Raw genomic sequence first — 26,693 nt, forward strand, 5'->3', positions numbered from 1 at the left:
GACGAGGTCTGAGCGCACCGCGGGAGCGGAGCACGGTCGGCGAGGGGCCGCGAGGACCCGCCCGTCGCGGGGCTCCGTCGTCGGGGCGTCAGTGGGCGTCGTCGTTGCCCATCTCGTGCACGATCCGGCCCTGGCAGCCGGCCTGCGTCCAGTCGTAGGGGCCGGTCGAGGTGAGGTTCGTGCCGTAGAGGGCGGCCATGGCCTCGCTGTCCTCCGCGAGGGGCTCGGAGCCCCGGTCCTCGGGCGAGCGCTCCCACCACAGCTTGAAGGTGTAGTCGAAGCCCTCCTCGCGCATGCAGCCGGCGATGCGCAGCTGCATGTCGACCCAGCTGACCGCGTTGCCGAGCTCGTCGCCGACGAGGCTCGCCGGGTAGGTGATGTCGTCCGGTGCGTCGGAGACGTCGTAGAGGCGGACGCCCCACTGGTCGTAGCGGTGCCCGTCGGGGGCGGCGGTCGGCGTCGCCTCCTCGAACGGCGTGCCCGGCTCGTGGGCGGCGGGGGTGATCGAGGGGAGCGGCGACGAGGCGACGTCGTCCTCGACGACGGGCGGGTCGGCCGCCCGCGCGGCGGCGAAGCGGTCGTCGTAGTCCTGGACGGCCGACGCCGTGGTGGCGGCGAGGACGGCGCCGAGGCCTGCCGTGAGGAGCAGTCCTCCCGCGGCGAGGGCGATCGTGGCGCGCAGCCGGGTGGTGCCTCGAGGGCGGGGATCCGTCATGTCGTGACCTGGCTTCCGGTGGGGCGTCGGGCGATGGACCAGCAGAGGGCGGCGGCGAGCAGGACGAGTCCTTGCGCGTTTCCCAGCAGCAGGAGAAGGAGGTCGAGGGAGGGCACCGAGGACACGAGCACGGGGACCGTGGCGCTGATGTACCAGAGCGCGTCTACCGCGACCGTCGGGAGGACCGAGACGGCGACCGCTCCCAGCACGGCGCCGGCACGGCGGGTCCGGTGGTGCAGGAGCAGCAGCAGAGCCAGCGCGGCGACGGCGGTCGCCGCGAACACCGGTGCCGTCGTCGCGAACGGCACCGGACTCTCCGTGACCAGGCGGGTGCTCGCCCACCCGCCGACGACGACGGAGGCCAGGACGAGCACGAACACGACAGCCCAGAGGGCGGTGGAGAGCGACCCCACTCGCGCGTCGAAGAGCATCTCCGCGCTTCCCTCGTGGAGTCGGGCGCGGCGCCACAGCAGATCCGCCCCGGCGCCCCGGACCGTGCGCGAGGCGATCTGCCGAGCCGTGCGGCGGGGAGCCTGCTCACTCTCCTCGGCCCACCGGGTGTGCTCGAAGAGGTCGGACGCGATCTCCTCCGCCCGCTCGGTCGCGAAGTGCGGATCCAGTCCGCGGGTGTAGAAGCGGCACCAGCGCAGCGCGGCGACCGTGGAGCGGCGCACCGCCGCCGACGATCGGGCGCTCACGCCGTTCCACCGAGGACGAACGGGGCGCGACCGGCAGCGCTCGAGCGGGCAGCGGCGGCCGCGTGGGCGACGGCGCGTCCCTCGCCGGTCACCTCGTAGCGGCGGCGCGGAGGGCGGCCCTGCGCGTTCGCCTCCGCCTTGTCCTCCCAGGACGACGAGACGAGACCGCGCTCCTGCATCCTCCCCAGCGCCTTGTAGAGCGTGCCGTGCGCGGTGAGCGGCCGGCCGTCTCCACTGGCGAGCGATGCGGCGAGAGCGAAGCCGTGCGTCGGCTCGCCCGCATCGATGAGCGCGTCCAGGAGGTCGAGCTCGAGGGGGAGGACCGCTCCCTGCTTCCGTCTGGGCATGACCGAAGAATAGGAAGATAGGGGAGGGAGGTCAAGGGCGGCGCGGGATCGCGGTCGCCCGACCGGCGCGCTCCTGCTGAGGTGACTCCGTGCGGAGCGTCCGTCAGCGCCTGCGTTCCGGCCAGGCCTGCCACGCCCGGCTCCAGGGCGCGGACAGCTGCTGCCCGTCGTGACTGGTCACCTCATGCACGCCCTCCTCGTTGGTGTAGCCGCTCGACATGCCCAGCTCACCACCGCCTCCGATGCGGTAGGCGACGGTGATGCCGCCGTCGTGAGCGGTGATGCTCTCCTCGTAGCGTCCCGCGACGACGTCGAGGACGGTTCGCTCGAGGTCGTCCGCGAGGGCGGTCCAGTCGTCGTCGCAGGCGTCGCAGCCGCAGACGGGGTAGTTGAACCGCTGCAGTGCTCCGGCGTGGAGGAGGACGCCGGGGAAGACGGTCCAGACGATCGTCAGCGGGGCGGCGTCGACCGATCGCGGGGTGACGCGGACGGCGCGGGCGGCCCAGGAGATCTCGGCTTCGTCCCGGGCCGCGAGGGCCGGGTCGTCCTCGATCGTGACGTCGTAGCTGCGAGCGAGGTACTCGAGCAGGGCGTCCGCGATCGTGTGGACGGGTCGGAACCGCTCGGTGTCGCGGGTGACGGAGTAGCTCTCGTCCGGAGGTGGTCCTCCTCGCCAGCGGTTCCCGTAGGGGATCGGCCGGCCGTCCTCGTCGGTGAAGACGCGGTCCTCGACAGCGGGTCGGGCGTAGTCCGTCATGGGGGAGAGAGTACGGCGGAGCGCCGACCGGATCTCTCGTGTTCTTCCGCAGTGGCTCCCGGCCCGGACCTGCGCTCCGATGGCGTGCTGAGCCGCGCTGCGCGGCCTGCGGCGAGCCCGATCGTCCGAGCTCAGCGTCACCTGCGATCGACGCGGGCCTCTCCCCGCATCGTGAGCCGGAGGATCAAGGTGAGGACGAGGCCGAGGATGCCGCTGACGAGCAGCGCTGAGACGGCGACAGCGGAAGCGCCGAACGACCCCTGAGCATCGTTGCTCGTGTCCACCGGCACGAACCAGAGGACGACGGCTCCGACGACGAACAGCATGCTGACGACAAGGGCGCCGATGCAGGTGTCTCGCCGCACCTTCTCCTGGGACCCGTCTCCTGACAGGTTGACGAGCCAGAGGACCCCGATCACGGCGGGAGCGCCGGCGAGGAGCGCAAGGAACACGGGTTCTCCTGGTCGGTCTAGTGGGCGTCGTCATTGCTTTCGGTGAGTTCCAGTGTCGAGGGGCCCCTCTTGAAGGTGCGGGCCGACTACTGGTCCCAGGAGTACGTCCCCTAGGGACGCGTGCAGCGTTCTCGAGTTGACGGTGCCGGCGCCCCGACCGTCCCGCCCCGCCTGTCCCGCTCGAGGTGAGTCGATCGTCGTCGTTGCGCCGTCGACGTTCATCGCGCTGATGCGATCGACACGATGGAACGCTGAGAGGTCCACCAGCTCCATCCCTTCAGCACGAAGTCGTAGCCGGCAGAGGGGGTCAACGACTGCGCCTGCTCCGTCACCCATTGATCGGACGCACCGTTCCCGCCCGAGAGGAAGAGGGTCCCGCATTCAGTCGTCTCGACCTCGAACTTCGGGGTGTAGCGGGCGTGGATGTCGACGACCTCCGTCACTGTGCACCGAGCCGACGAGATCGTGTTCTCCCAGAGGACGCTCCAGGCGGTGATCGGCGCTGCTACCGCCAGGACCACGAGCGCTGTGACCGCCACAGCCTTTCGTCGCATCGAATGGACCAACCTCTCGAGCCCTCGAGGGCTCGGTCGTTTCCCGATCGTAGGACAGACGGTGTTCTTCGTAGCGCTCGACCTAGGCATGTGGGTGCGAGCGGCGGTCCAGGTGGTGGGATTGTCCGCAGCCAGGATCGCGCTATGACTTCACTCTCCGAGGTTGGAAGCTGCTTCTCTACCATCGCCAGATCGTAGGCGCCGACAGAGCGGAAGAGCTTCCGCTGCCGTGACCGCGCTGCCACCGTTGTCGCCCCACGGACCGAGCTGGAATGAGCGCATCGACCGTCTCGCCGGCGAGCTGATCGGCGCCGAGTGCACTGATCACCGCCGACCAGGCCCGCAGGCGACCGCCTCGGAAAAGGGGGATCACGCGGGCGGATCGTGGGAGAAGTCGAGCGATCCGGCGAGGACGAGTGCGGCCACGTCGCGCACTCCGATGCCTTCCGCGAAGGCGTAGGCGCGGATGATCGCGAGGGCGTCCGCCGGTGTCGACCGGGTCTGGCCGATCACCATCCCGGTCGCCTGGTGCACTTCCCGGCGCGAGAGCGCGGGATCACGAGCGAGCCTCCCGTTCTCCGGCAGGGTGATCGCCTGATCGACCACGGCCCTGGCGAGCGCTCCCGAGAGTCGGCCCGCGAGCTGCAGCTGTTCGGCGTCGAGCCGCATCGAGGCGCTGCTGTACAGGGTGACCGCGCCGATGCTCGAGGTGCCGATGACCAGAGGGACGGCGAGGACCGTCCTCGTTCCTGCCGCCTCTGCGGAGAGCGCGAAGACGGGCCATGCGGCGAAGTGCCGCTCGTCGTCGACCTGCATCTCGACAGGGCGGTAGGCGCGGTACGCGCTCCAGGCGGGCCCTTCGCCGAGGTCGATCTGCGTCTCGTCGAGAGTCGCCGCTCGACGGCTGGTCGCCGCGAGAGTCTGCATGTCGAAGGGAGCGCCGAGCACGGAGGTGGCCGCGTCCTCGCCGGGCAGCATAGTGGTGATGGAGGCGAGGAGCCGGTCGATCTCCTCGCCGAAGGCGCCGCCCGGCCGACTGGTGCTCACAAGAAGAAGCCGGGTACGCGCGTGCACTCGCTCGTGCCGAGCTCCGTCCCGATCACGAGCTGCAGGGGAGCGAGGAGCCGGTCGTCGACGTCGGTCCCGCGGCCGGAGTCGTCCTGCAGCCTGCCCATGGGGGTCCCGCCGTCGTGTGCGCCCGGGAAGGGTGCGGTTCGCCACGCGAGGTCTCGGATGGGCTCTGAGACTAGCCCCGTTCCGCACTGCTCGCACCGATCCGGGACGATCGGTCGCGCAATCGCCCGGACGGAGACGCGCAGGGCTGTTTCTGCGGTGTCACCGGGATATTCGTGAAACACCTCTTCGGGGTCGTCCGAGGCGTACTGTGACGGATGCCGGCCGCGTCGCGGAGGTGCACGACCTCTCTCCCGCCGATGGGTGACATCGCTCGGCCGAGCGGGCTTCTCCTAGCGATCCGAGCCGCCATGACCCCGCGGGACGAGAATCAGCACGACTCCGTCCGTGCCCTCCAGGACCTGATCTCCGCCTTCTCCGGACCGCACTGGGTGCACCCCGCCTACGTCGAGCACGTCCTCGCGCACGCCGCGGACCTGCTCGACACAGCGCTGGCCATCGGCGGGCCCGAGCAGATGCGCATGCCGACGCTGATGTGGCCGCGCTCGGCCGTCTTCGAGATCCCGAACCCGCCACCGGTGCCACCCGCGGCCCTCTGAACGGCAGGCTCTCCCGCCCTCGCTCGTGACGTCCCGGTTGAGCCGGTGCGCAGGGCAGCGCGACCGACGTCCGAGCAGGGGAGGGTCACCAGCGCCGCCGGTCGCGAGTGTGGTGGAGTGGAGCGCACCGCCCGTCACATCCCCGAGGAGCCACCATGCACGTCGTCGTCATCGGCGGGAGCGGCCACATCGGCTCCTTCCTCGTCCCCCGGCTCGTCCGCGCCGGGCACGAGGTCACGACCATCACCCGCGGCACCAGCACCCCCTACACCGCCGGCCCGGAGTGGGAGCAGGTGCGGAACGTCGTCGCCGATCGGCAGCAGGAGGACGAGGACGGCGTCTTCGCCGCCCGGGTCCGCGATCTGGCTCCGGACGTGGTGATCGATCTGGTCTGCTTCACCGTCGACTCGGCGCGGGCCCTCGTCGAGGCGCTCCGCGGGCACGTCGGCCATCTGATCAGCTGCGGATCGGTCTGGCGCTACGGGCCCACCCTGAAGCTCCCGATCCGGGAGGGCGAGGGCACGCCCGCGATCGACGAGTACGGCCGCCAGAAGGAGGCGATCGCCCTCCTCCTGAAGGCCGAGACCGCCGCGGGCGGCCTGCGCACCACCACGCTGCACCCGGGCCACATCAGCGGACCCGGCTGGGCGCCGATCGGCCCGCTGGGCAACCTCGACCCCGCCGTCTGGGAGACCCTGGCCACCGGCGGAACGCTGCGCATGCCGGGCTCGGGCGCGGAGTCCCTGCACCACGTGCACGCCGACGACGTCGCCCAGGCGTTCGAGCTCGCGGTGGCTCGGCCCGAGGAAGCCGCGGGGGAGGACTTCCACATCGTGGCTCCCTCGGCGCTCACGGTCCGCGGGTTCGCGCAGATCGCCGCGGGCTGGTTCGGGCAGGAGGCCGTGCTGGAGAGCGTCGGCTGGGAGGAGTTCCGCCGCAGCGCGGGCGACGACCTCGCCGACGCGAGCTGGGGCCACCTGCACCGCAGCCAGTACTTCTCCATCGACAAGGCGACGACGCTCCTCGGCTACGCGCCGCGGTACGAACCGGAGGCCGCCGTCCTCGAGGCCCTCCAGAGCCTGGTCGAGCGCGGCGAGCTGACCCTCCCGGTCGCGCTCCGGCCGCGAGCGCACTAGGCCGCAGCATCCGGCGCGGCCGGGCTTCGCGCGGGTCTCGATACGCGCCCGCGGCGCTACTCGAACAGCGTGGGTCGGTCTCGGTCGAGCGTCTGCAGGGCATGAGCGATTCATGCTGATCGAGCAGCCCGCGCAGCGGGCGTATCGAGATCCACATGTGCACGGAGGCGCTGGTCTGGATACGCCCCTACGGCGCTACTCGACCAGCATGTGTCGACCAGTCTGCGTGTGCCCTCCCATGCTGATCGAGTAGCCCGCGGAGCGGGCGTATCGAGCAGAGGGGGCGCCTTCGGCGCCAGCGCAGGGCGGGGAAGAGACTGACGTTCATGCGGTGGTGGGTCTCGATACGCCCCTTCGGGGCTACTCGACCAGCATGTCTGCGGGCGTCTCTTCCAAGTAGATCCACCGCGTATTCGAGAGCCCTTGCTGCAGTCCGGCGGGCGCCCGCATCACTCGGTGGCGCGGCGGTCCTCGGCGAGGAGGAGCGCCAGCTCGTCGCGGCTCAACGACTCGACGGGTGCGTGCGCGGCCATGGCGAGGTAGCCGCCGTCCGCCGCTTCGTAGCTGCCGGCGCCCCCGCCGAGGAGGGCGGGACGCTCGCCCTCGTGCAGGAAGAGCAGGTAGGAGCTCCCGGGTACGAGCAGGGGCTCCTGCACGGTCGTGTAGCGGACCCCGTCCAGGACGCCGCCGGTCTGCGTGATGGTGAGGCGGTCTCCCGCCTCGCCCTTGTGGACGGCGGTCACCTCGAGCTCGACCTCCGTGACGGCGATGGCGCCCTCGAGACTGGCGGCGCGCTGCTCCTCCTCCGACGCCTCGCTCAGCGGGTTCAAGAGCGGATCGGTGCCCTCGTAGGTCGGATACAGGACGGCGTCGCGGGTCGAGACGGCGGTGCCCTCGATGATGCGATCGGCCTGCCCGACGAGCTGCGGCAGGTCGTAGGAGGGGTAGTCGACGGCCATCTGCGACGTCCGCTCGACGGTCGGCTCCGCGGGAGTGCCTGCACAGCCGGAGAGCAGAGCGGACGAGAGAACGGCCGCCGCGACCACCAAGATCCGGACCGCTGTCGTGGGCTGCATGCGGATCACCCTCTCACGGGAGATCCCTCGGGCTGCGGACGGGGCCGCCCGCGCTCTCCGACCCACTGGAGGTTGCCGAACGTGACGATCGAGACCAGGGCGACCATGAGGAGGTACGGAAGGACGCCCAGAACCAGCGACGGGAGGAAGCCGTCTGAACCCTCGAACTCGTCCACGCGCCGGTCCTCTGTTCTGCTCGTGGCCTCGGTCGTCCGAAGGGAAGCGGAACGCATTGAGGTGGAACAAGTCCTCGGCCCACATCCCGAAAGGGGAGGAGTCTGTCGCGGGTCAGCATCGAGCGCGACGGCTCCTAGGCTGAGCCGGTGGCTACCCCGGCATCGATCCGCCCTCTCGTGGGCGCTGCGCGCATCGCCGTCGGTGCAGCCGCGGTCGCGGTGATCCTCCACACCTACGCCTTGAGCATCGCGGCCGGCGAGCCGAATCCGTTCGACTACTTCGGCTACTTCACGAACCAGACCAGCCTCCTCGCCAGCGCGGTGCTGATCGTCGCCGGTTCGATCGCGCTCGCCCGCCGTCCGACCCCGGTGTGGCTGAGCCACGTCCGCGGCGCGGCGACGGCCTACCTGATCGTCGTCGCCGTGATCTACAACACTCTCGTTCCCGGTACCGGGACGGCCCCGCCCTGGGTCAGTGCCGTCCTGCACGTGGTGCTCCCCGCGCTCGTCCTCCTCGACTGGATCGTCGTCGCCGACCGCGGACAGCTCTCCTGGCGCCGGCTGTGGGTGGTCCTGCCCTACCCGATCGTCTGGGTCGTCGTCGTGCTCGTCCGCGGGGCGACCGACTGGTGGGTGCCGTACGGCTTCCTGCTCCCCGAGAACGGCGTGCCGTCGCTCGTCCTGCACGTCGCCGGGCTGACCTGCGCGGTGCTCCTCGCGGGCGCGCTCGTCTGGGCACTGAGCCGGCGGCGCGGAGCGGCCTCCCACCTGCCCGCGCGCTCGGTCGAGCGGTGAGCCCTCAGGATCGGCACGCGGGTCGACCCGGAATTGGCCTGCGCGTGCCTTCTTCCTCCGGTCCGGCCTCGGCCGCGACGTTCTCGCCTGGAGGACCATGAGCCGGCGGACCACCAGGACGGCCGCCTCCGACGCCGTCGCGTCGATCCTCGCGCTCATCGGAGTCGTCGGCGCCGTCTCCAGCGTCGTCCTCGCAGGGCTCGGCGCCGTGACGAACTGGCTCATCCTCCTCGGCTGCGCGGGCGACTACCGCAGCACGTTCCTCGAGGTGAACGACCCGCCCGTCGACTGCCTCGCCGGGCCGGCCTGGCCGCTCGTCCAATGGTTCGCGCTCGTCGGAGTCGGCGCGCTCCTGACCTTCTCCACCCTCGTCATCGGCGCCTACCGTCCCCGTGTCGCTGTCCCGGTCGGCGTCCTGCTCGCGGCGGTCACTGCGGTGGGTGCCGTGCTGACCCTGCCGGCCGTCGGCCCGTGGAGCGACCCTGTGCGGGCAGGTGAGCGACCCTTCGGCTACCGGTCACCCGCCCCGCGCGGTGCAGTGTCCAGCGGGGGAGTGCTGAGCGGTACGACTCCGCCGAGGAGGGATTCGTAGGCTGTTCTCATGATTCCTCGTCGACGACTCCGCCCACTGACGGTGCTGCTGTGCGCCGCCTCGGCCATGACGCTCACGGCGTGCTCCGGCTCCGACGCCGCGGTGCAGCGGAGCGAGGGCGTCACCGCGATGGTCGCCTCCGAGGCCCCCGACCTGGTGATGCAGGCGTCGATCGCCGGAACTCTCACGACGACCGACGAGGGCTGCCTGGCCGTGCAGAACGACGGGACGGCCCTCCCGCTGGTGTTCCCGGTCGGCTCGCGCCTCAGTGGCGACGGCCGGACGATCGACGTCCCTGGTCGAGGAGCGCTGACGACGGGCGACGTCGTGGAGGGCGGCGGCGGCTACCTCACGCTCGAGGACACTCCGGACGAGTGCACGTCGGACGGCGACCCCGTCGAGTCGGTGATCTGGCAGAGCCTGCCCGACTGAGAACCGGCAGAGGGCTCCGCCTGCAGCAGTCCCACCCGCGGACCGCGGCGGGGTGTGCCCCCTGTGGCTCATCGGTCGCCCGGCCGGTAGTGTCGTGCCGCCGTCGGACGGATGGCATGACGAAGGGGTGTCGTTGTGGTGGATCCGCGCAAAGCAGCGAGGGAAGCGCGTACCACTCGGCGGCGCGCGGAGCGGGACGAGAGGAACGCCCAGGCCCGGGCTGAGCGGGATGGGGTCGCCGCGTACGAGCAGATGTTTCGGGAGCAGGCCGAGTGGGAGGCAGAGGACGAACGGCGTGCCGAGGCGAATCGGGCGAGGCTGGATGTCATCCGGGACGAGTTCAAGGGCGAGAGCTTTATGCGCCTCTACGAGCGGGCGCGGCGGGACTTCGCTGAGCTCGGCGACATCGTCGTCTCTTGGAACGAACGGGCTAGCAGTATGCGCTTCGAGCGCGGAGACGAGATGACCCAGGTCATAGTCGAGGTGGCCGAGGACCTCCCAGACCGAGCCGGCGAGCTGGTGCAGAACATCCTCATCAATCTCCAGTTCTCTCTCGAACATCTCGCGATGGCCCTCGCTGTCCACGAGCAGGGCAGGCTCACCGCCGCGCAGAAGACGGGAGTTGGTTTTCCGGCCGCATTGAAGGAAGAAGTCTGGGTCCGGCGCCGGGTACACCTGCTCAGCGAGAGCGCCCGCGCCGACGTCCTTTCCCTTCAGCCCTACGCCGGAACACCGGAGGCTCCCGAGACTCACGTACTGGCTCTTCTATCGGAGCTCGCAAAGACCCAGCGCCATCACTCAGAGCTGCTCACGACATCCACGACGGGCACGCAGGGCTTCTCGCCTGCAGACGGCGTAATGCTGCATGTTTCTGAAGCTCACGTCACCGGCCAGACGGTAGCCGGCATCGGATCTGCCGTAGTTCTCGAATTCGCCAATGACGTAGATCTCGATAACGTCGCCGTACTCCGGCATGCGACAATTCGCCTCGACGTCCCCGGTTTGACGTCCGACGGGGAGAACGCGATGTTGCTGCTCGATCACCTCGTCGGCTGGGTCCTCGACCGGGTCTTCGTCTTGCTCACACCTCACCTCCGCTGAGGGGACCAACGGGCCTTCTAAGATTCGAACTCCGGGTTGTCGCCCCCCGGACTTCTGCCGCCGTTGCTCGGATTTTGCTGCGACCCGCTCGGCTGTAGGGATGTAATTCAGGGCAGACGACTGAGCCGCACGCCCCGCGCGCTCGGCTGGTGGCGGGCGGCCCGGGCCGGCGGACGGAGGCGTACCTCTTCACTGCGCAGCCGGGGCAGTCCGACGACGTCGACTTCGTGCATCAGGGCGAGGAGTTCGTCTTCGTCACCGAGGGCACCGCGATGCTGACCTACGCCGACGGAGCGTCTCACACGGTGTCTGCCGGCGAGTCGATCACGATCGAGACGTCACGCCCGCACCGCTGGTCGGTGCCGGCGGACGCTGGAGGCGCGGCACGGTACCTGCTCGTGACCACTCCTCCAGGTGCCCCTGCGGGCTGAGGACGAGCGCCGGCGCCGGGAGGCGATCATCGCTCGTCCCCTGTGAGGACAAGCCGAGGCGCCGCCGCATCGCAGGGCGCGCTCGTCGGCGCTATTCGACGTACTCTCCCTCGATCCCGAGCGCTTCGATGTCCGTCCCCGTGCCGGAGGCGATCGTGTCCCCCGTGGGTCCATCGCAGACGAGTGTGTAGACGTCCCAGGTCTTGGCCACCGTGCCCGAGAGCGCGCCCCAGTTCTGGATCGTGTGGTGCACCGTCAGTACGTAGACCGGACGGTCGGCAGAGATCTGCACGTCCGAGGCCAGACTCGGCAGGGCGACCCGCAGATCTCCGTAGGACAGGAGGGCTGCGTAGACAGGGCTCTTCTCGGCGCCGACGTCGACGACCGCTCGTGCGGAGCCGACCAGCTCGGCGACGGGCACCAGAGGCTGAGAGCCGTCGTACGGTTGAAGTGCAGGGAAGTTCTCCACGCGTTCTGCGGATGCTTCTTCCCGTGAGACGGCGGGCTCAGCAGTGGCGGGTTCAGTGCGAGCGGTCTGCTCGGGAGTGCTCGGACCGTCTCCGCCGTCCTGCGCAGCCGAGACGCCCATCGTCGTCGCCACTGCCGCCGCCGCAAGCACGGCGCCGGCGATGCCGAGCGTGATCCTCGTGACTCTCATCAGTACCCCGTCTCCCAGAGCGACGCCGCACGCTGGCTCGCCGTCCGTCCGACAGATACGTCCCGGCTCAACCACACGGCCTTCGTGGTGGCGACGGGCCGGTCGACGTCTCTCCTGCCTGGACCGTACTGCCGAACCGGTCCCTCCTGCGACCTTTCTCCACGATCGGACCGGCCTGCGCGAAGCGACCTGACGGGGGAGCGGCGTCCCGCCGAAGGAGCGGACATCAGCAGGGTCCTCCTCAGGGGTGGAGCCGGTCGCCGTCACCGGTTCTCGGACCGGGCGCTCGTGCGAGCGCTCCTTCCAGTGGAGTGGTGATCACCCCGCGAAGGGAGTGAATCTGTGAGGAGCAATATCTGTCGGTGGTCGACTCGCGGCGAGGTCGAGCGATCTCGGCCATTCGCTGGCGAACGAGCTCGGTTCTCTCGACGAATCGGACGGTCGGGATCACGTCGGGAAGACTGCTTCTCCGCTAGGTTTCCCGAGTGACGACCGAAAGCTCTCCTCCCGCTCAGAGCGCTTCTCCCAGCGGCCGAAGGACGATGACCGAGAGCCAGCAGCGCTCGAATCGAGTGGTGACGATCGTCGGATTCGTCCTCGCGTTCATCGGCTTCCTCAATGTGGCGGGACTGATCCTCAGTCTTATCGCGCTGATCCGATCCCGGCGAGCGGGTCAGAGGAACGGCCTGGCCCTCGCTGGTGTGATCATCGCGGCAGTGGGAGTGGCCTTCATCGCGGTGCTTCTCGCCGTCCTGGTCCCGATCCTCGTGGATGCGGCACAGACGTGTTCGCGCTTGGGCGAGGGGGTCCACGTCGTGGGCGGCTCCACCTACACCTGCACGGGGACGTCGTTCTCCGTCTCCTCGCGGCCGTGAGAGGGCGCGCCCCGCACCCGTGGAAGAACCGTCAACCGGTCGATTCCGCTGCGTGCCTCCTGCGTCTCCACTCGTCCGCGAGGATCGCGTAGACCGCTGAGTCGATCCAGGTCTCGCCGCGTCTCTCGCTCTGCAGGAAGAGGGCCTCGCGCCGCAGTCCCAGCCGCTCCATCGCGTGCACGGAGCCGCGGTTGTCGGCTGCGGCGCGTCCGATGATGCGGTGCAGGCCGAGCGACCCGAACCCGACGTCGAGGAGAGCGCCGCCCGCTTCGAGCGAGTAGCCCAGGCCGGCCGTGTCCGGGTGGAGGAACATGCCGATCTCACCCTGCTGCCCGTCCGCCGATCGGACGAGGACGGCGTCACCGACGAGCTCCGCCGTCGCCCGGACCTCGATGCCGTAGAAGCGGCGGTGACCCGGCTCGCGCAGCTCCCACTCGGCGTCCCGCTCCTCGAACCAGGAGGCGTACTGCCCCTCCGCGAGCGGACCGTGACCGAGGAACCGGGAGGCGCGGGCGTCACCCCGGTACGCCGTCACCGCCGCCTCGTCCTCCCGGGTGAGTCGCCGGAGCCGGAGTCGTCGTGTGAGCAGATCGACCGTGCCGTCCATCCGCCCAGGGTAGGTGACGGTGAGGTCGGGCCCGCGGGACAGCGATCCGCCGGGACCAGCGTCGGCGCTCGGACTCACCGGTGACCGTTCCCCGCTACCCGATCGCGATGACCCGCTCGGCTTCTCGCTGCCTGTCGTCCACGACGAAGCGGCCGCCCGCGAGGTGTCGGCGGCCGCTTCTCGGGCGGGTCGTGCTCAGGCGCAGCGGGCGAGGTACTGCTTCACATCGGCGCGCGTGAGGGTCTTCAGGGCGTCCAGATCGTGGGTGCGCAGGTACGCGCGGGCGGCCGAGGTGGCCTTCGCGACGGTCAGCGTCGAGCGGTCGAGGCAGGGGGCGGGGTCGAGCGGGTTCGCGCGCGCCGTGCGGAGGTCCGCGTCGATGCCGGTGACGGCCTGGTCGAGGCTGGTGATGACGATGCGCGCGGCGCCGTCCTGGGTCGGGCTGTTGGGCCACCACTCCTTCGGGTCGCCGGTGCGGTCGTCGAAGGAGACGTTGTAGAAGTCGAGGTCGAGGCCACGGATCGTGTAGTCGCCGTTCGCGTCCGTGCGGGTCTCGACGTAGCTGCCGTACGGCGGCCGGTTGAAGGCGGTGACGGGGACGGAGACCCCGTCATCGGTGTCGACGTGGCCGCTGATCGTGGCTCCCAGCGGGAGCACGTACTCGGGCAGGGCGAGGGTCTTGCCGGCGCTCACGGAGAAGACGGTGCCCGCGGCGTTCGGTCGGTCCGAGCCGAGGTTGCGCTGGACGTGGAGGCCGTCCTCGACGAGCGCGCTGACCGTGTAGGTCTCGTCGGGCACGACGGCGGCCTCGAAGGCCCCGGCCGCGTCCGTCGTCGCGACGACGAGCGGCTTCACCTCGCTGGTGCTGGTCGGGCGCAGAAGCACCTCCGTGCCGACGGCCGCAGGCGTGTCGGGCGTCCCCTCGAGCAGGAGCCGCCCGGTGATCGTGCCCGCGGGCCCCTGATCGGCGGCGGACGCGGGAGTGGCGAGTGCGGAGGCGGCGACCAGGACGGCGGCGGCGAGAGCGAGCGTGCGCCGGACGGCGGCGCGCGGGAGCGAAGACATGTGATCCCCTCAGCGGGGGCGGCGTGCCCCCATCGCTGCCGACACTAGAGGGCGGGTGAGACGGACCGCGAGCACGCCCTGAGCCGGACTCGGTCGTCGGGGACCCCGCCTCGGTCCGTAGGCTCTGCTCGTGAGTACACGCGGTCCGCTGCTTCGTGACGCGTTCGCGTGGGAGCTGTTCCCCTGGTTCTCCCTCGTGCTGCTGCTCGCTGTCGTCGCGTTCCCGCTGATCCGACTCCGCGATCCCGACCGCCGCCGCGACGCGCAGCTCGTCCTCGCTGCCCGCCGGGGCGCGCGAACCGTCTCCGTGATCCTGGGCGTGATCGGAGCCTGCGCACTGACCGCCGTCGGCGCGCTGGTCGTGGCGGCGGGGATCCCCGAGGGGTGGGGATTCCTCCTCCTCGCGATCGGCACTCTCGTTGCGCCCGCCGTCAGGGTCCACCTCGTCGGCAGACGTCGTCCGTAGGCCGGTGGGCCGTCGCCCGCTCCGGTCCCGTCTAGGCTCGCCCGTACCGCTCGCCACCGGGGAGGATCGATCGTGACGCGCAGCTCTCGCGCCGTGCCGCTTCTGGCGGGCCTCGCGGCCGCTGCACTGCTCACCGGCTGCGCCCCGACCCTCTACGGCCCCGGTGACGCGACCACGGAGGTCGCCGAGACGACCGCGCGCGAGACTGCCGCCGCGCTGGCGGATCGGATCGGCACCGACCGGCCCGACGATATCGACGAGGTCGCGAGGGAGGCCGCTGCCGAGGGCGCCGACCTGGTCGGGATCGAGTCCTTCGACGCGCCCGAGCTCGACGATGCGTTCGGTGCCCTCACCACGCGCACGGTCGGCGTGGACGGACAGCCCTACTGCTTCCGGATCGAGTTCGACTTCTACGGCCGGCACAGCGTCGACGGCGTCACCGTCTTCGGCACCACGACCGGGGTGCAGGACGTCGAGTGCGATGCGTCGACGCCGAGCGTCACTGCGCCGCCCGATACGCGCGAGGTCGTCGTGCCGGCCTCGAACGCGGAGGAGGCCGCGGTCGAGGTGCTGACCGCGCTGCCCGAGGACCCGGGCACGATCGAGGACATCGCCGCCGCGATCAGCGAGCGTCTGGCGACTCCGACGGGACCTCGGGAGGTGGCCGCGCAGCCGACGGTCGTGCTGCGGGGCACGGACGTCGGAGTGGCGATGGGGCACGCCGAGGACTGCGTCCTCGTCAAGCGCGAGGCGGGCGCCGTCACCCGCGTCGTGGTGGCGCCGGTGCTGCTCCAGCCGGGCGAGCTCGGCTGCACCGCCGACACGGCTCTCAGCCCGGCCGAGTCGCTGCGCCCCCCGCACTGACCCGGCGTCGAGACGTCGAGCGCGACGCGACAGGAGGCGGCGTCAGCGCGACACGCGTCGACCGGCCCGCCGGTTCTCGATCGCGAGGATCACGGCGGCGAGGAGCGCGCCGAGGACGGCGCCGATGGTGTTCATGAACCAGTCGTTCGTGTCGCAGGAGCGGCCGATCGCCGGGACGCTCGCCTGGACCAGCTCGATCAGGGCGGACAGGCCGGAGACGGCGGCGGCGACGAGCACGGGGCGGCCGACCGCCACCGCTAGCAGCAGGGCCCCGGGGAGCAGGAGGGCGATGTTCGCGAGGGTGTCGATGCCGTCGAACGGCACCGAGAACTGCACGGTGCAGAAGACCAGCGGCGTGCCGTCCGGCGGGTACATCGTCAGCGCGATGCCCGCGAGGAAGGCCACCGCGGCGAGGACGAGGAGGGTCCTCCTCGCGCCGCGCCGGTGCAGCAGCCAGGCGAGCGCCGTGACCAGCGCGACCGCGATCCAGAAGCCGATCGGCACGAGCGCGGCGTGCTCGACGAGGAAGGTGCTGATCATGGCGCTCTGCTCTCGGGTGGCGGGGTGGCGGGATCGGAATCAGCGGGCGGAGGGACGGAGGCGCGATCACCGACGGCGTCGACGTCCGGGGGAGACGTCCGCGCAGCCCGCATCGAGCCCTCGGCGGAGGCCGGCCCCGGAGGTCGGCTGTGGAGGCCGGTCCCGGAGGTCAGCTCCGGGGCCGGCGCCGGAGGTCAGCTGCGGAGCGGAGAGCCCACGACGTCGAAGCGGTGGCCGCCGAAGGCGCCGCTGAGCAGCGGGCGCGCCCGCTCGATCGCGGCCTGGACCTGGGGGAGGGCCAGGGAGGCCCGGTGCGCCTCGGCGCTCTCCCACAGCTCGACGACGAAGACGGTGTCGGGCTGCTCGTCGTCGACGCCGACCTCGTAGGCCAGGCAGCCGGCGCCGACGAGGGCGGCGTTGTGCTCGGTGAGGAGGGCGACGAGCTCGTCGCGTCTGCCGGGTGCGGCCCCCAGGGTGCCGACGTTCGCGAAGGTCATGCCGCGAGGCTACCGGTATCGGCGCCTCCGCTCCCCGCCTCGATCCTCCGCGCCGGTGCTGGGCGGCCGACTCCGGCGGCGGCCGTCGCGACCGCTGCGACGGCGAAGGCGACCGTGGCGCCCGGCCCGTCGAGGAGCGCTCCCAGGCCCACGGCGCCCACGGCCTGACCCGCGATCAGCACCACGAAGAGCAGTGCCGTGCCGGTCGCCGCGCGGTCCGGGTCCAGGGCGGTGGTCCAGGCGATGAGCGCTCCGGTGCCGGCGGTGTAGCCCCAGCCGAAGAGGAGGCACGCCAGGAGGGCGAGCGGCGAGGAGGCCGTGAGCGCCAGGCCGAGGGTCCCAGCGGCGGCCGTCGCCGTGGTGATCGTCCAGGCCGTGCGCGGCGGCAGGGCGCTGGTCCATCGGGCGGTGGCGATCGCGACGGTGCCGCCGATCCCGAGGACGATCCACGCGACGACCGACTCCGCGGTGCTGCTCCCGCGCTCGACCAGCAGGGTCCTGCCGAAGTTCCAGCCTCCGGCGGATCCGGCGCCCAGCAGCGCCGCCGCCAGGATCGCCCCGCGATGCGCGCCCAGCCAGGCCGTGGAGAGCGCGGTCGGGGTCTCGCGGCGCGGGGTGGCGCCGTCGAGCACGGCGACCGCGAGGGCGGCCGCGACCACGACGACCGCCGCGACCACCCACACCGTGCGCCAGCCCGGGAGCAGCGTCAGGGCGAGGGCACCCGCTCCGACCAGTCCGGGGCCCGTCCCGGAGTTCACGATCGTCTGCGCCCGCGCCTGCAGTCCCGGGCGGACGCCCCGTCGGAGCACGTCGACCAGTGCGGGGGAGGCGAGTCCTGCGCCGACGGAGCTCACGACGGCGGCGATCGCGAAGGGGACGAACTCGTGGCTGAGCGCCATCCCGAGCGCGCCGGCGCCCGCCGTCGCACCGGCGGCCAGCACGAGGACGCGGGCCGCGCGGGAGGCGAGCAGGAAGCCCGCGACCGCGCCGAGGCAGTAGGCGAGGGAGGCGCCGGCCGAGACACCGCCCGCCGTGGCCGCGTCGAAGCCCAGCTCGGAGCGCATCTCCGGCAGCAGGAGACCGTAGGCGAAGCGCACGAGACCGTAGGTCGCCGCGATGAGCCCGGTGGCGGCGAGGACGAGGGGGGCCGGAGACGAGAACGAAAACGTGCGTTTCATATTGAGAATCTAGGCTGGAGGTATGTCCATTCCACTCCGAGCCGCTTCGATCAGGCCCCGCACCGAGGCGAAGCTGCTCGACGCGGCCGAGGAGCTCTTCTTCAGCCGCGGGATCGCCGCGACGCCGATCGACGCGGTGCTGGCACTGGCCGGCGTCTCGGCCGCCACTCTCTACCGCGGCTACTCCAGCAAGGAGGCGCTGGTCGCCGCCGCCCTCGCCCGTCGGCAGGCGGCCTGGCTCGAGACCTGGGAGGCCGAGATCGAGCGGGCGGACTCGGACCGGGAGCGACTGCTGGCCGTGCTCCCCGCACTCGAGCGCTTCCGGGAGCGGCCGCACGGCGCCCGCTGGTGCGCGTTCCTCGCGTCGTCCGCGGAGTACCTCGACCCGCCGGCCGAGCTCGCCGACGCGGTCCGCGCCGACACGGAGTCCCTGCGCGGACGGCTGACCGAGCTCGCCGAGCCGCTGGTGGGGGAGGAGGCGCCGCGGCTCGCGGAGGAGCTCCTGCTCGTCGTGACCGGTGAGCTCGCCATGCGGCTGCGCGGCGGCCCGCTCGTTGGGACGAGCGCGGCCGGGCGCGTGGCGGACGCGGTGGTGAGTGCGCACCTGCAGGATCAGGGCCTGCGGGCGGGGCGGTAGCCGCACGGAGGGCGTCGCCGCCGTCGGGGTCGACGCAGCTGCCGAGGACGCCGGCACTGGCGACCGCGACTGCCGAGCAGCGAGGCGTCGACGACAATCACACGCTTCCGGAACAAGATCAAACTGACATGATCTCGATCATCGCCCAAAAATGGCAGTCGGCCCTCCTCAGCGCCAGCCTGCAGCCCCTCATCCGCATGCCGCCCGATCACCGACGTCTACGAGTGGACGACGAAACCCGGCGACGAGACGGCCGGAGACATCCTGGCCTCGCGCGATTTCCCGCTGATGGCCAAGAGCTTGCAGGGCGCGACGCGGTTGGAGCACCGGGAGCGCGGATCGGTGTACTCCACTGCCCGGTGTATGGCGTCCTGCTTGAAGGACTCCGGCACCCGCCAGTGGGTGAACCGCACCGGCGAGAACGACACCCGGCCGGAGTTCGATCCGGGCGCCTTCGTCCGCTCCACCGGGACGCGCTACAGCCTGTCCAAGGAGGGCGCCGGCAGCGCCGGCCCCCTCGTCCTCGCCCTCACCGCCGCGACCGTCGAGGCAGCGGAGGAACTCGCGGCCGTGTCGCCCGGCGGCCGGATGCAGACGCCGATGCTCGGCGTCCTCGATGAGGCGGCGAACGTCTGCCGCTGGCGCCACCTCCCCGACCTCTACAGCCACTACGGCTCCCGAGGCATCCCGATCATGTCGGTGTTCCAGTCCTGGTCGCAGGGCGTCAGCGTCTTCGGGCGGGAGGGCATGGACAAGCTGTGGTCGGCCGCGAACGCGAAGATCTACGCGGGCGGAATCTCCGAGACGGGGTTCCTGCGGATGGTGTCGGAGCTGATCGGCACCTACGACCGGGAGACGACCTCCGCGAGCATGAACAAGGGCGTGCGCTCGACCACCAGCGCCTTGAAGCGCGAACTGATCCTCGACGTCGCCGAACTCGCGAACCTCCCCACGCCGAAGAAGGGACGCAAGATCGGGCGGGCGATCCTGATGTCCTCCGGCTCCCGCGCCGCCATCCTGCGCACCCTGCCGTGGTTCGACGGCCCCAAGCCGCTCGTCGCCGCGATCAACGCTTCCCTCGCGAACCACCGACCTGGCGCAGCGCCGGCGCCGACACCCACGCCGGCCTCTGAGCAGGGACACGACCTCACGCCGGTGACTCCCGCATGAGCGGCTACGACGACGACCCGTTCGGCGCCGACGAGCCCGCCACCGCGGCCAGGAGCGTCGACCTCGAGGCGGGGGAGGAGCCGACGACGCACTTCGGATCCGCGGACGAGTTCGTGCGCAAGCAGCTCATCGGCACCTACCGGCGCCGAGTCATGGCACAGGGCTCCGGCGGCAGTTCGCGGTGGAAAGCGGCCTGGTGGGAATCGAAGGAAGCGCAGCAGCGCATCGAAGCGCTGTGGCGGGCGTGGGAGGCCGCACGCGCCGACCCGAAAGCAGGGATGAGCGCGTGGTGGATCAACCACTGCGACCCGCACATGAGCGTCCTGCTCTCCCCGGACGGGCCGTTCGCAGACTCCACCGACGAGAACCGAATCGGGGAGGCACTGCCCTACGAGGCACCGATCGAGGGCGCGTTCCCGCCCGACCTGCAACCGCCGCTGTACACGCAGCGACTGGGCAAGGAAGGCGTCTGACGCGGCGAGTTGGGGGCGGGAGAACCGAATACGACGGCCTAGGCCGTGGCGAATGACTCCAAGGAGGGCGCCGGCACCGCCGGCCCCCTCGTCACCGCACTCACCGCGGCCACTCTCGGGGCGGCGACCGACCTCGCAGACACCTCGCCCGGCGGACGGCTGCGCACTCCCCTCGTCGGGATCCTCGATGAGGCCGCGAACGTGTGCCGGTGGCGGGACCTCCCCGACCTCTACTCGCACTTCGGCTCCCGAGGCATCCCGATCATGTCGGTGTTCCAGTCCTGGTCGCAGGGCGTCGCCGTGTTCGGAAAGGAGGGCATGTTGAAGCTGTGGAGCGCATCGAACGCGTTCCTCTACCTCGGCAGCGTGAAGGAGAACGACTTCCTCCAGAACGTCTCCGAGCTCGTCGGGGACTACGACCGCGAAACGACCTCCGCCAGCTACAACAAGGGCGTCCGCTCGACCTCGACCGCGTTGAAGCGCGAACGGATCCTGACCGTGGACGAGCTCGGAGCGATGCCCCGCGGCCGCGCCGTGATGCTCTCCACCGGATCCCGAGCCGCGCTGCTGCGCACCGTGCCCTGGTACGAGGGCACGAAGGAGAAGGTCGCAGCGATCAAGGCCTCCATCGCCGCCCACGACCCCGCGACCGCGCCGGCACGCGGCGACGAGCCGACTCCTCTCGTAGCGACGGCCGCGCAGCCGGTCGCGACCGGCGCCGAGCCGGTCGTGGCGAGCGTCGAACCGGCTCCGACGATCGACCTCGCCGCCTCGATGCGGACCCTGATGGAGAACGAGGACGCCAAGCGGACGCAGGCGCAGCGTGACTGACGACGATCCGCTCGCGGGCGAAGACGTGCAAGAGGCTGCGGGCCTCCCGGCCGCCGTCGACGGGGACCGAGACACCGCGGCTGCGTCGCTGCTCGGCGCATTCGACGTCGACGCGATCGCCGCCAGAGAAGTCGCGGACGTCATCACCGGGATCATCGCCGGGATGACGAAAGAGGCCCTGGAACGAGCGCTCACTCCCGAGCGGGTCGAGTTGATGCAGGCCCGCGCCGAAGCGGCCGTGCAGCGCTCGTTCGAAGAGGACTCCTCCCCGACCCTCGTTTACGGATCCGCGGACGAGTGGCTGAGGAAGTACTGGCGGTACACGTACCGCCGCCGCGTCTCCACCAAGGGTCAGGGCACCGGACGCTGGCGCGCCGACTGGTGGACCATCGATGAGGCCGTGCAACGCATCGAAGCGCTCTGGCGCAGCTGGGAAGCGTCCCGCCTCGACGCAGGGCTCGGGATCAGCGCCTGGTGGATCAACCACGCCGAGCCACACATGGCGGCCCTCCTGTCCACCGACGGGCCGTTCACGGGTGCGACGGACGAGAATCTCCCGGGTGACCCGCTGCCCTACTTGGAGCCACCCGCCGGCATGTTCGATACCGACAAGCAGCCTTAGCTCCGATCCGCGCGGCGTGAACCACTATTTGATTAATCGGGGCGGACATCGCCGTCCGTTGTCCGTCCAGTCCCCGTTATCAACGCCCGAGGTTGCCCACAACTACCGATCGGCTCGGGTGCTCGGCATGATTCGAAACCGATCGGGGCGAGGCCACCTGATGGCGGACTTCGGTAGGTGAGACACCTAGACCTACTGCTAGTCGAAGTCGGTCGTGGTGCTGAGAGGGGCCCATCGAGCGATCTCGGCGAGGCGGTCGCGCAGCGCGTCTTGGACGCCATCGACCGCGTCCGAGCCCAGCAGCAGCCGGAACGGTGCGGAGTCGGCGCGGACGACCTGCACGATCGCGCGCGCGGCGCGGTCGGGGTCACCGGGCTGGGTGCCGTGAGTGGTGTCGTTCTCTTTGCGACGCCTACCCGCCGTCTCGGCGTAGTCGTCGATGATCGTCCTCGACTGGGTGAGCGAGCGGCCGGCGAAGTCGGTCCGGAACCCTCCGGGTTCGATGACGACGACGCGGACGCCCAACGGTCCCACTTCCCGGTAGAGGGCGTCCGAAACCCCCTCGAGGGCGGCTTTCGTCGCGGAGTAGTACCCGGAGGCAGGACCTGAGCGCGGAGCTGCGATGGAGGACACGTTGACGATGGTGCCCGCGCGACGCGCGCGCATCTGCGGGAGGACCTGCTTGATCAGGTCGACCGGGCCGAAGAAGTTCGTCGCGAACAGCGCGTCGACCTCGTCGGCACCGGCTTCCTCGACCGCGGCCCGGAAACCGCGGCCCGCGTTGTTGACCAGTACATCGATGCCGCCGAACCGCGCCGACGCCGCCTCGACGGCGGCGGTGACCTCATCGTGGTCAGTGATGTCGAGGCGGACGGCGAGCGCTGTGTCCGGATGCGCGGTGACGAGGTCGCGCAGGCGGTCAGGATCGCGGGCCGTGACGACAGCATTGTCGCCACTTCTCAGGACCTCTCGAGCGAGGGAGGCGCCGAGGCCGGAGGAGGCGCCGGTGATGAGCCACGTGGTCATGGTGTCGTCCTGTCTGATTCACAGAGCGCCTTGCTGATGGCGTGCGCGGGGACCACTCAGTATCGTTCGTGCGGCTGTGTCAGGCCGACGGGCGAACAAAGTCATGGCCCTCGTCTGGCGACGGGAACGGTGCGTTCAGTCCGTCTCCGGGCCACGGCAGTAGACGCAGTCAGGCGAGCACGGTGCTTCCACCGGCGGTCGATCAGCAGCACGTCCGACCAGGGCCGGTCGGACCGGTGATGCCGGTGCGAGCCGCGCCAGTACCGCTGGAGCACTCGGGCTCATCTGCGTGCCCGCGCCCGCGCGAGGATCGCGTACAGGGAGATGGCGATGACCAGGATGCCTCCGTTCACCATCTGGGAGACCGCGGGCGGCACGTTCAAGAAGGGCATCGCGTTGTTGAGGAGCGAGATGAAGATCGAGCCGAGTAGTGCTCCGATGAAGGAGCCGCGCCCGCCGGTCATCACAGCGCCGCCGAGGAACACCGCGGTGAAGCAGGCGAGCGAGTAGCTGCTGCCGACCGCGTTCGATCCGACTCCTGTCTGCGAGGCGAGGAAGACGCCGGCGACGACGGCACCGAGGGCGCAGAGGATGAGGGCGCGCGAGCGGATCGCGTTGACGTTCCAGCCGATGCGGCTGCTCGCCTCCTCGTTGAAGCCGGCGGCGCGCAGCGCGAGGCCCGAGGTGCTCCGGGTGAGCCAGATCTCGAGGCCGATGGCCACGGCGACGAGTACCGCGAACGGGGCTGGGATGAAGGCGACGCCCAGGCTCGCGAGTGATCCGAGGTCGGGAGCGATGATCCCGCCTGATTGGGGGCGGAGCACGATGGCGGTGCCGGCGACGATGCCCAGGGTTCCGATCGTCGCGACGACCGAGTTGACCTTCAAGCCGATCACCATGAGGGCGTTGAGTCCGCCGATGGCCAGCGCGATAGCGAGGAGGACGAGCACCGTGACGAGGATCGGACCGCCCTCGAGGCTCGGCAGCGTGAAGGACATGGCCACGACCGTGAGACTCATCGTCGAGCCTATGGAGATGTCGAATCCTCCGGAGAGCAGGGCGAGCTGCTGGCCCAGGGCGACGATCGCGAGGGGGAGGGTCGCGAGGAGGAGGTTCGCAAGATTGCGCGAGCTCCAGAAGACGTCGGAGTTGATGCCGGTGTAGATCGCGACGACGGCGATCAGGGCGACCAGGATCAGAACGGGTACGTTGATCGGGAGTCGGGCCTTCCACTTCTCGAAGAAGGTGGGCTTGCGGATCGTGCGGGTGGCGGCGGTGTCGGTGGTGTTGACGAAGCTGCGCACGATGGCGGCCTCGGAGGGCGGATCGATGATCTCCTCGACGATCTGTCCGCGCGACATCACGTAGACGCGGTCGCAGAGTCCGGCGAGCTCGCCGGCGTCCGAGGAGTTGACGACGACGGCGACGCCCTCCTCGGCGGCGCTGACGAGCATGCGGTAGATGTCCATGCGCGCCAAGGCGTCGACGCCCTGAGTGGGCTCGTCGACGATGAGGACTTTCGGCTTCTTGAGCGCGGGCCGGGCGAGGACCGCCTTCTGCTGGTTGCCGCCGGAGAGGGCGCCGATCGGCTGGTAGGGCGAGGCGGCGACGATGTTCAGTTGCTTTGAGGCGGCCGCGAACGCCGTTCGGAGGCGTCCTCCCGGCGCGGTACCGACCGGTCCGGCATCGGAGCCGAGCTGGGTGGTGACGTTGTCCATGACTGAGAGGGGGGCGAAGACGGATTCGATCGCGCGATCACCGCTCTGGAAGCTGATGCCGGCCTTCAGGGCCGAGGAGGGGCTGGGCGAGGACAGTGCGGCGTCGTCGATGAGAATCGTCCCGCTGTCGTATTCGAGGCCGATGACGCCGCGGAGGAGGGCGCGCTGCCCGTTGCCCTCGGCGCCGGCGAAGCCGACGATCTCGCCGCCGCGCACGGAGAAGGACACGGGGCCGTAGCTCGGTCCGGTGAGATCGACCGCCTCGAGGCGGTTCTTGTCACTGGGAGCTGCGAGCCGGTCGGGGAACTTGAGGTCGGCGGGAACGCCGACCATCAGCTCGACGATCGTGTCGACGTCCCAGTCGTCGGCGTCATAGGTCCCCTGGATGACTCCGGAGCGGATGACGGTCAGGCGGTCCGCGAGACGCCGGACTTCGGCCAGGCGGTGGCTGACGTAGATGATCGCCATGCCGTCCTTTCGGCACAGCTGGATGAGGTGCTCGAGGTGCGCGGCGAGGTTCATGTCGAGGGCGGCGGTCGGCTCGTCGAGGATGAGCACGTGCGGCTTCTGGATCATGGCGCGGACGACCTCGAGGAGCTGCCGGGAACCGGGGCCGAGGTCGTCGACGATGTCGGTCGGCGCGAAGGGTGCCGCGTACGTCCCGAGGATCGACACGAGATCGTCGGGGCAGGGCTTCCCTATCGCGTTGTAGGAGAGGGCGATGTTGTCGGCGACCGAGAGCTCGTGGACGAGCGAGGTGTCCTGGTAGGCGGTGCCGAGGCCGAGGATCCGGGCGCGCTTCACGCCGCTCCCGGTCGAGAGCTCGCCGCCGATGCGGACCTCACCCGAGTCGGGGGTGAGCACGCCGGAAGCGACCTTGATCAGAGTCGACTTGCCGGAGCCGTTCTCGCCGACCAGAGCGTGGACCTCGCCGGGACGGCATTCGAAGTCGACCTGGTCGAGGGCCTTCACGCCCGGGTAGGTCTTCGTGACTCCGCGGAGGGAGAGCGCGGGGACCGTCAGGTTCGGCGCTTCCTGCAGCGGTGTCGACAGGGTGTCGGCCATGGGCGGGACCTTTCAGGACGTGGTGGTCGAGGACCGGAGTGGGGTGGTGCGGGGTCCGATGATTCAGAACCCCGCACCAGATGGGGTGCAGGCGACGCCTGGTCAGTTGGCGGCGAGCGCCTGCGAGATCTGCTCGTTGGTGAGGAGGCTCGAGATGATGGCGTCGGCGGGGATGTCCTGCCAGTCGGTGTCGAGGACGTCGCTGGTGGGCGCCATCGGCAGGTCGATGGTCACCTCTGAGGAGACGTCCTCGCCGTGGGCGAGCTGCATCGCGGCGGTCACGGCGAGGCGGCCGAACCAGACGTGTCCGTTCGAGACCCAGGAGTCGAGCTGCACGCCGGCGTCCTGGGCGTTCTGCACTGTGGTGAGCCAGGCGTAGGTCGAGACGCCCGAGATGACGGCCGGCGGGGTCTCGCCGGCGTCGATGAACGGCTGGACGAGACGGTCGGCGGAGAAGTCGTACACGATTGCGCCGGGGACCTGGCCGGAGGCCCGGAGGGCGTTGGCGGCCTGAGCCTCGCCCTGCGAGTTCCAGTTGGTGAATCCGCCGGGGAGCTCGGTCCAGCCCGCCGCGTTGAAGGCTTCCCGCGCGCACGGCTGCCAGGCGCCGGCGTTGTCGTTGCCGGCGATGCCGGTGAAGAGCATGTACGTCGACGGCTCGGTGATCGAGCTCGTCAGCGCCTCGACGCCGTTGGTGTAGGTCTGGCAGAGGCCGGTGGGGAAGTCCGTCGTCAGCAGTGTCGAGGTGTCGTCGGACACCGGCGTGTTGACGTTGATGATGGTGATGCCGGCGTCGGCGGCCTCCTGCAGCGCCGAGTTCATGGCCCCGCCGAGGGCGAGGTCGACGATGATCACGTCGACGCCCTGGGTGATCAGGCTCTGCACGTTCGAGATCGACGCGGCGATGTCTCCGTTGGAGATGCTGTAGTGGATCTCGCTGACCTCGGGGTAGGCGAGCAGCTGCGCGGTCGTCTCGGCGCGGTTGACGTTGGTGTAGGCGTTCGCGGTCACGAAGATGGGGATGCCGACCTTCAGCGATCCGTGTCCGGTCTCGCAGACGGGCTGACGCAGGCACTCCTCGAAGAGGGCCTGGTTCTCGTCGCTCAGCGGTTCGGAGGCGACGGCGAGGGCATCGGCCACGATCGGGTCGAGATCGGAGACGGGGACGTCGGTGAGGAACGCCTTGCGGATGGTGGCCGCGAACTGCTCCTGGTCGACGTTCTCGGGGGTGATCGTCGTGGTCTCGTCGGACACCTGGGCCGCTTCGCCACCCCCGCCGCTGCTCGTGGTGGTCGAGCAGCCGGTGAGGATCAGGGTGAGCGCTCCTCCGAGAGCGAGGGCGCTCAGGGCGAGGCGACGGCTGCGTCGTGCCTGCCCGAGAGAGGTGAACTTCATTGTCGGGTCTC

At 70.6% G+C, this 26,693-nt stretch carries 33 protein-coding genes; 15 read left to right on the forward strand and 18 right to left on the reverse strand.

The window, feature by feature from the left end:
• Positions 1-88: 88 nt before the first annotated feature.
• The 8 genes from MT350_RS16830 to MT350_RS20240 all read right to left on the reverse strand — a co-directional run bounded on the left by MT350_RS16830 (position 89) and on the right by MT350_RS20240 (position 4,698).
• Positions 89-715 (reverse strand): hypothetical protein, encoded by a 627-nt coding sequence (locus MT350_RS16830; RefSeq protein ID WP_243600113.1) that lies wholly within the window; start codon positions 713-715, stop codon positions 89-91.
• A complete protein-coding gene (locus tag MT350_RS16835) occupies positions 712-1,413 on the reverse strand; it encodes a hypothetical protein (protein WP_243600114.1) in 702 nt (233 codons plus the stop codon). The genes MT350_RS16830 and MT350_RS16835 overlap by 4 nt, the downstream gene beginning before the upstream one ends.
• The gene (locus MT350_RS16840; RefSeq protein ID WP_243600115.1) at positions 1,410-1,760 is read right to left on the reverse strand and encodes a PadR family transcriptional regulator; all 351 of its coding nucleotides are present in this window, start codon (positions 1,758-1,760) and stop codon (positions 1,410-1,412) included. The genes MT350_RS16835 and MT350_RS16840 overlap by 4 nt, the downstream gene beginning before the upstream one ends.
• 103 nt (positions 1,761-1,863) lie before the next feature.
• Positions 1,864-2,517: a DUF6226 family protein gene (locus MT350_RS16845; RefSeq protein ID WP_243600116.1), complete on the reverse strand. Its 654-nt coding sequence runs from the start codon at positions 2,515-2,517 to the stop codon at positions 1,864-1,866.
• A 137-nt stretch (positions 2,518-2,654) separates the two neighbouring features.
• The gene (locus MT350_RS16850; RefSeq protein ID WP_243600117.1) at positions 2,655-2,969 is read right to left on the reverse strand and encodes a hypothetical protein; all 315 of its coding nucleotides are present in this window, start codon (positions 2,967-2,969) and stop codon (positions 2,655-2,657) included.
• A gap of 218 nt (positions 2,970-3,187) precedes the next feature.
• The gene (locus tag MT350_RS16855) at positions 3,188-3,508 is read right to left on the reverse strand and encodes a hypothetical protein (protein ID WP_243600118.1); all 321 of its coding nucleotides are present in this window, start codon (positions 3,506-3,508) and stop codon (positions 3,188-3,190) included.
• 384 nt (positions 3,509-3,892) lie between these two features.
• The gene (locus MT350_RS16860; protein WP_243600119.1) at positions 3,893-4,570 is read right to left on the reverse strand and encodes a GAF and ANTAR domain-containing protein; all 678 of its coding nucleotides are present in this window, start codon (positions 4,568-4,570) and stop codon (positions 3,893-3,895) included.
• Positions 4,567-4,698 (reverse strand): hypothetical protein, encoded by a 132-nt coding sequence (locus MT350_RS20240; protein ID WP_279392414.1) that lies wholly within the window; start codon positions 4,696-4,698, stop codon positions 4,567-4,569. The genes MT350_RS16860 and MT350_RS20240 overlap by 4 nt, the downstream gene beginning before the upstream one ends.
• Before the next feature lie 309 nt (positions 4,699-5,007).
• Here MT350_RS20240 and MT350_RS16865 point away from each other — a divergent pair, with 309 nt between their 5' ends.
• Positions 5,008-5,256, forward strand: coding sequence for a hypothetical protein (locus MT350_RS16865; protein WP_243600120.1), 249 nt, complete (start codon positions 5,008-5,010; stop codon positions 5,254-5,256).
• A 155-nt stretch (positions 5,257-5,411) separates the two neighbouring features.
• Complete coding sequence (locus tag MT350_RS16870) at positions 5,412-6,392, forward strand: NAD(P)-dependent oxidoreductase (RefSeq protein ID WP_243600121.1); 981 nt, start codon at positions 5,412-5,414, stop codon at positions 6,390-6,392.
• 449 nt (positions 6,393-6,841) lie between these two features.
• On the opposite strand, the gene MT350_RS16875 is transcribed toward MT350_RS16870, so the two are convergent.
• Positions 6,842-7,468, reverse strand: coding sequence for a hypothetical protein (locus MT350_RS16875; protein WP_243600122.1), 627 nt, complete (start codon positions 7,466-7,468; stop codon positions 6,842-6,844).
• A 323-nt stretch (positions 7,469-7,791) separates the two neighbouring features.
• Between MT350_RS16875 and MT350_RS16880 the strand changes: the two genes are divergently transcribed.
• From MT350_RS16880 to MT350_RS16900, 5 genes are all read left to right on the forward strand, one after another.
• On the forward strand, positions 7,792-8,439 hold the full coding sequence (locus MT350_RS16880; protein WP_243616302.1) for a Pr6Pr family membrane protein: 648 nt from the start codon (positions 7,792-7,794) through the stop codon (positions 8,437-8,439).
• Positions 8,440-8,536: 97 nt separating this feature from the next.
• On the forward strand, positions 8,537-9,031 hold the full coding sequence (locus MT350_RS16885) for a hypothetical protein (RefSeq protein WP_243600125.1): 495 nt from the start codon (positions 8,537-8,539) through the stop codon (positions 9,029-9,031).
• Positions 9,032-9,040: 9 nt separating this feature from the next.
• Entirely contained in the window at positions 9,041-9,463 is a 423-nt protein-coding gene (locus tag MT350_RS16890; RefSeq protein ID WP_243600126.1) for a hypothetical protein, read from the forward strand.
• Positions 9,464-9,598: 135 nt separating this feature from the next.
• Positions 9,599-10,564: a hypothetical protein gene (locus MT350_RS16895; protein WP_243600127.1), complete on the forward strand. Its 966-nt coding sequence runs from the start codon at positions 9,599-9,601 to the stop codon at positions 10,562-10,564.
• 149 nt (positions 10,565-10,713) lie between these two features.
• Positions 10,714-10,995: a cupin domain-containing protein gene (locus tag MT350_RS16900; protein ID WP_243600128.1), complete on the forward strand. Its 282-nt coding sequence runs from the start codon at positions 10,714-10,716 to the stop codon at positions 10,993-10,995.
• A gap of 91 nt (positions 10,996-11,086) precedes the next feature.
• Here the strand turns inward: MT350_RS16900 and MT350_RS16905 are convergent, their stop codons facing one another.
• On the reverse strand, positions 11,087-11,653 hold the full coding sequence (locus MT350_RS16905) for a hypothetical protein (RefSeq protein WP_243616303.1): 567 nt from the start codon (positions 11,651-11,653) through the stop codon (positions 11,087-11,089).
• Between the two features lie 542 nt (positions 11,654-12,195).
• Between MT350_RS16905 and MT350_RS16910 the strand changes: the two genes are divergently transcribed.
• The gene (locus MT350_RS16910) at positions 12,196-12,528 is read left to right on the forward strand and encodes a TMEM43 family protein (RefSeq protein WP_243616304.1); all 333 of its coding nucleotides are present in this window, start codon (positions 12,196-12,198) and stop codon (positions 12,526-12,528) included.
• A 31-nt stretch (positions 12,529-12,559) separates the two neighbouring features.
• Here the strand turns inward: MT350_RS16910 and MT350_RS16915 are convergent, their stop codons facing one another.
• The gene (locus tag MT350_RS16915; RefSeq protein ID WP_243600131.1) at positions 12,560-13,135 is read right to left on the reverse strand and encodes a GNAT family N-acetyltransferase; all 576 of its coding nucleotides are present in this window, start codon (positions 13,133-13,135) and stop codon (positions 12,560-12,562) included.
• 195 nt (positions 13,136-13,330) lie between these two features.
• A complete protein-coding gene (locus MT350_RS16920; protein WP_243600132.1) occupies positions 13,331-14,200 on the reverse strand; it encodes a carboxypeptidase-like regulatory domain-containing protein in 870 nt (289 codons plus the stop codon).
• Between the two features lie 130 nt (positions 14,201-14,330).
• On the opposite strand from MT350_RS16920, the gene MT350_RS16925 reads away from it, so the two are divergent.
• Together MT350_RS16925 and MT350_RS16930 are read left to right on the forward strand one after the other, a co-directional pair.
• Positions 14,331-14,666, forward strand: a complete 336-nt coding sequence (locus MT350_RS16925) for a hypothetical protein (RefSeq protein ID WP_243600133.1) — start codon at positions 14,331-14,333, stop codon at positions 14,664-14,666.
• 72 nt (positions 14,667-14,738) lie between these two features.
• Entirely contained in the window at positions 14,739-15,530 is a 792-nt protein-coding gene (locus MT350_RS16930; protein ID WP_243600134.1) for a hypothetical protein, read from the forward strand.
• A gap of 42 nt (positions 15,531-15,572) precedes the next feature.
• Here the strand turns inward: MT350_RS16930 and MT350_RS16935 are convergent, their stop codons facing one another.
• From MT350_RS16935 to MT350_RS16945, 3 genes are all read right to left on the reverse strand, one after another.
• A complete protein-coding gene (locus tag MT350_RS16935) occupies positions 15,573-16,070 on the reverse strand; it encodes a VanZ family protein (protein WP_243600135.1) in 498 nt (165 codons plus the stop codon).
• A 194-nt stretch (positions 16,071-16,264) separates the two neighbouring features.
• A complete protein-coding gene (locus MT350_RS16940) occupies positions 16,265-16,567 on the reverse strand; it encodes a putative quinol monooxygenase (protein ID WP_243600136.1) in 303 nt (100 codons plus the stop codon).
• The gene (locus MT350_RS16945; RefSeq protein WP_243600137.1) at positions 16,564-17,745 is read right to left on the reverse strand and encodes an MFS transporter; all 1,182 of its coding nucleotides are present in this window, start codon (positions 17,743-17,745) and stop codon (positions 16,564-16,566) included. The genes MT350_RS16940 and MT350_RS16945 overlap by 4 nt, the downstream gene beginning before the upstream one ends.
• Positions 17,746-17,767: 22 nt before the next feature.
• Here MT350_RS16945 and MT350_RS16950 point away from each other — a divergent pair, with 22 nt between their 5' ends.
• The 5 genes from MT350_RS16950 to MT350_RS20535 all read left to right on the forward strand — a co-directional run bounded on the left by MT350_RS16950 (position 17,768) and on the right by MT350_RS20535 (position 21,478).
• The gene (locus MT350_RS16950; protein ID WP_243616305.1) at positions 17,768-18,382 is read left to right on the forward strand and encodes a TetR/AcrR family transcriptional regulator; all 615 of its coding nucleotides are present in this window, start codon (positions 17,768-17,770) and stop codon (positions 18,380-18,382) included.
• A gap of 375 nt (positions 18,383-18,757) precedes the next feature.
• On the forward strand, positions 18,758-19,552 hold the full coding sequence (locus MT350_RS16955; RefSeq protein WP_243616306.1) for a type IV secretory system conjugative DNA transfer family protein: 795 nt from the start codon (positions 18,758-18,760) through the stop codon (positions 19,550-19,552).
• Positions 19,549-20,025 (forward strand): DUF4913 domain-containing protein, encoded by a 477-nt coding sequence (locus tag MT350_RS16960; RefSeq protein ID WP_243600140.1) that lies wholly within the window; start codon positions 19,549-19,551, stop codon positions 20,023-20,025. Before MT350_RS16955 ends, MT350_RS16960 begins: the two co-directional genes overlap by 4 nt.
• Positions 20,026-20,070: 45 nt before the next feature.
• Positions 20,071-20,856, forward strand: coding sequence for a TraG/TraD/VirD4 family protein (locus MT350_RS16965; protein WP_243600141.1), 786 nt, complete (start codon positions 20,071-20,073; stop codon positions 20,854-20,856).
• On the forward strand, positions 20,849-21,478 hold the full coding sequence (locus tag MT350_RS20535; RefSeq protein ID WP_243600142.1) for a DUF4913 domain-containing protein: 630 nt from the start codon (positions 20,849-20,851) through the stop codon (positions 21,476-21,478). The genes MT350_RS16965 and MT350_RS20535 overlap by 8 nt, the downstream gene beginning before the upstream one ends.
• Before the next feature lie 198 nt (positions 21,479-21,676).
• Here the strand turns inward: MT350_RS20535 and MT350_RS16975 are convergent, their stop codons facing one another.
• The 3 genes from MT350_RS16975 to MT350_RS16985 form a co-directional block, all read right to left on the reverse strand.
• Complete coding sequence (locus tag MT350_RS16975; RefSeq protein WP_243616307.1) at positions 21,677-22,504, reverse strand: oxidoreductase; 828 nt, start codon at positions 22,502-22,504, stop codon at positions 21,677-21,679.
• 281 nt (positions 22,505-22,785) lie between these two features.
• On the reverse strand, positions 22,786-25,287 hold the full coding sequence (locus tag MT350_RS16980) for an ATP-binding cassette domain-containing protein (protein WP_243616308.1): 2,502 nt from the start codon (positions 25,285-25,287) through the stop codon (positions 22,786-22,788).
• A gap of 102 nt (positions 25,288-25,389) precedes the next feature.
• Complete coding sequence (locus MT350_RS16985) at positions 25,390-26,682, reverse strand: substrate-binding domain-containing protein (protein ID WP_243600144.1); 1,293 nt, start codon at positions 26,680-26,682, stop codon at positions 25,390-25,392.
• Between the last annotated feature and the right edge of the window lie 11 nt (positions 26,683-26,693).

The sequence above is a fragment of the Rathayibacter sp. VKM Ac-2928 genome, assembly GCF_022815545.1.
GTDB lineage: Bacteria > Actinomycetota > Actinomycetes > Actinomycetales > Microbacteriaceae > Rathayibacter > Rathayibacter festucae.